2 protein-coding genes and 1 pseudogene are annotated in these 3,143 nt (G+C 72.7%); all 3 read right to left on the minus strand.

Going from position 1 to position 3,143, the window contains the following annotated elements; genetic code table 11:
- Positions 1-204 (minus strand): annotated as a pseudogene (locus C667_RS21605) (TorD/DmsD family molecular chaperone); the annotation flags it as partial.
- 10 nt (positions 205-214) lie between these two features.
- On the minus strand, positions 215-2,335 hold the full coding sequence (locus C667_RS21610; RefSeq protein ID WP_004384343.1) for a 4Fe-4S binding protein: 2,121 nt from the start codon (positions 2,333-2,335) through the stop codon (positions 215-217).
- A gap of 197 nt (positions 2,336-2,532) precedes the next feature.
- A partial coding sequence (locus C667_RS24445; RefSeq protein ID WP_004384345.1) for a DUF3306 domain-containing protein occupies positions 2,533-3,143 on the minus strand: 611 nt, incomplete at its 5' end.

Genomic DNA, 3,143 nt, shown 5'->3' on the forward strand with positions numbered 1-3,143 from the left:
CAGGGCGGCCCAGGCGCGCGGCAGCTCGCCGCCCTCGCCGCCGAGCGTGCGCCCGGTCTGCACGAGCGCGGCCAGCAGCGCGGCGTCGGGCGCGGCGTGGAACAAGCGGGCGAGCAGCGCGTAGTGCTCGGCACGCGCGCGGTCCTCGTCCGACCAGGTCGGCTGCGGCTGGAGGGCGATGGTGGCGTTCGCGGCGTCTTTCATTCGGCGTCGTTCATTCAGTGAGGTCCCAGGCCTTCACGGAGGATCCGGCCTTCATCATGTCGATCACCCGGCAGTCGGCGCACATGCGCAGGCGTGCGCGCTCGGCCTCGCCGGCGAACATCGAGTGGCCGGACAGGCGGGCGATCATGGATTCGATCAGCGGCGCGGCGCCCATGGCCTTGCCGCAGGCGCTGCAGTGGAAGATGTCGGCCTCGCGCAGCGTGCGCGCCTTGCGTGCGCCTTCCTTGCCATATTCGCCGAGGAGCAGACGCGGCTCGAGGGTGATCGCGGACTCCGGACAGGAGACTTCGCACAGCCCGCACTGCAGGCAGTTCTTCTCGACGAACTCGAGGCGGTAGGCGTCGCTGGCGGCACGCAGCGCGCCGGCCGGGCAGGCGCCGGTACAGGACATGCAGAGCGTACAGGCGTCGGACGCCAGCACCTGGCCGAAGGGCGCGCCGGCCTTCAAGGCGATCGCCGCGGGCAGGCCCGTGGGCGTCGTGGCGGCAGGCGCGTGGGCGACCAGATGGCGCAGCGCAAAGTCCAGCGTCTCGCGCTTCTTCGGCAAGAGCTGGAAGCGCGCCGGCTCGGCGACGCCGTTTGCCGGCGCCCAGTCGTGGAGCGCGCGCTCGAGCACCTGCCAGTCGTCGGCGTCGGCCTCGATCACGCGCAGGTGTTCGCCGCCGTAGCCGAGCGCAGTAAGGATGGTCTGGCCGTGCGCGGCCTGCGCCTTGATCGGCGCGGCGTCGTGGCTGCCGGCGGCGAGCACCGCCACCTGGCAGGCACCGAGCGCGAGGCTCCCGAGCATCAGGTCCAGCCCGACCGCGTCCGCGCTCCACACCTCGACCGGGATCACCCGCGCCGGCAGGCCGCGGCCGCGGCGGGCCAGGCGCGCGATGGTGGCGGTGCCGGCCTCGGCGGAGTGGAACAGCAGGCAGGCGTCGCTGCCGCCGGCGCGCGCGTATTCGGCGAGCAGGGTCTTCACGCGCTGGCCGAGCTCGGGCACGCGCGGATACTGGAAGGACAGCGCACCCGAGGGGCACACCGTGCTGCAGGTGCCGCAGCCCTTGCACAGCCAGGGATCGACCGCGATCACGTCGCCGTTGCTGCGGATCGCTTCGGTGGAACAGGCCTCGATGCAGTTGCTGCAGCCGGTCTTCTTCGCCCGGCTGTGCGCGCACAGGCCGGCCTCGAAGGCCACGTAGCGCGGCTTCTCAAACTCGCCCACGAACTCGCCCAGCGCCTGCACCGCGAGCGCCTGCTCGAAGGGGTCGCGCCCCGGGGCGGCGTAGCCGTCGGGCAACTCGACGCGGCGCAGCAGCGGCGCGGCCGCGAGGTCGAGCACGAGGTCGAAGCGCTCGCGGCGCGCCACGTCGGCGCGCGCGAAGTCGATCGCGCCGATCTCGCCACAGGCGGCGACGCAGGCGCGGTGGCTGCGACAGGCGTCGACATCGACCTGCAGGTCCCAGCCGATCGCGCCCTCGGGGCAGGCCTTGACGCAGGCGTTGCAGCGCACGCACAGCTCGAGGTCGATCGGGTTGTGCTGCGTCCATTCGAGCTCGAAGGCGCCGAGGTGGCCGCCGAGCGCCACCGGCTTGCCCGACCACACCGGATAGGCGTTGACCGCGGGCAGTTCCGCGTCCTGCGTGCGCGCGGTGATCAGCACCGCCGGCTCGAAGCTGCCGGCCAGGCGCTCCGCCCAGCCCAGCGCCGCGCCCGCCTCGCCGACGATCAAGAGGCTGCGCCCGGCGGACATCTGCACCGCCGCCACCGGCTCGGGATCGGCCAGCGTGGTCGCGGCGGCGATCAGCGCGGCGAGCTTGGGGCTTGCGGCGGCGGACTCCGCCGACCAGCCGGCGTTCTCGCGCAGGTTGAAGAAGCGGATGCGCTCGCCCGCGCCGGCCTCCTCGGCCAGCTCGCCGAAGAGCGCGCTCTCCTGCGTGCAGGCGACATGCACCGCCTGGCCGCTCGTGAGCGAGGCCTCGAGCGCCGGCAGCTCGGCGCCGCACAGCGCGTGATGGCAATGCAGCGCGGCGCCGGCGCTCCCGGACAGGCGCCCGGCATCGAGCGCGAAGCTGCGGTTGCAGTCGCACAGGTGGATACGGCAGGTCGGGTCGTGGCGTTCGCTCATGTGTCCTTCCATCGAGTCCCATAAGCAAAGCAGTTCATAGGCCAGCTGGGGCCGCCGGGAAAACCGCAGGAATCCCCGAAAAGCCATGACTGGGCGATATCAGGAATCCACGCGCGACAATTTGTCGCTCAGGGTGCGTTTTGTCCCGCATCCTGCTCCAAGCTGCACGAAGCCGCACCCGCAGCTCCGAGACCGGATCAGCTGCCCGAAGCGTTCCCGCCCGCCGGGGACGCGCGCTCGACCGACGAGTCCGTTGCGGACAGCTCCGCCGCGGATGCGCCCGCGACGGATGGGTCGGGCGCGACCCGGCTCGCCGCGGGGGGACGTCTCCCGTCCAGCGCTTCCGCGGCCTCGGCTTCGGCGCTATCGCCCCCCTCTCCGCTTGCGCAAGCACTCTCCGCCCCCTCTTCCGGCACGCGGGCTTGCCCGCCGTCGCCCGCAACGGGCACCGCCGCGTCGATCGCCCCGCCGTCGGCAGCAGGCCCTGTCGCCGCGTCGTCCATCAGCCATTCGCGCGCATGCCGGAGCTTCGCCAGGATCTCCGGCGGGATCGGGTCGGGCTGCGAGTAGTCGTCGATGTAGATGTCCAGCCCGTCCATCTGGTTGAAGTGCGGGTCGGAGAACAGCTTCTGCAAGGCCTTGCGGCGCAGCGCCTCGCTCACCTCCTCCTTCAGGAAGGCGGTGAAGTCCGAGGACAGCGACAGGCTCTCGACCGCGGGCAGGCTCGCCTCGCCCGCGCCGCCCGGCAGTGCCCCAGGCTCCGCGGCGCCCTCCGGCGCGGCGGGCGCGACCGCGAACGGCTCCGTCG

Source organism: Thauera phenylacetica B4P, from assembly GCF_000310225.1.
Taxonomy (GTDB): domain Bacteria; phylum Pseudomonadota; class Gammaproteobacteria; order Burkholderiales; family Rhodocyclaceae; genus Thauera; species Thauera phenylacetica.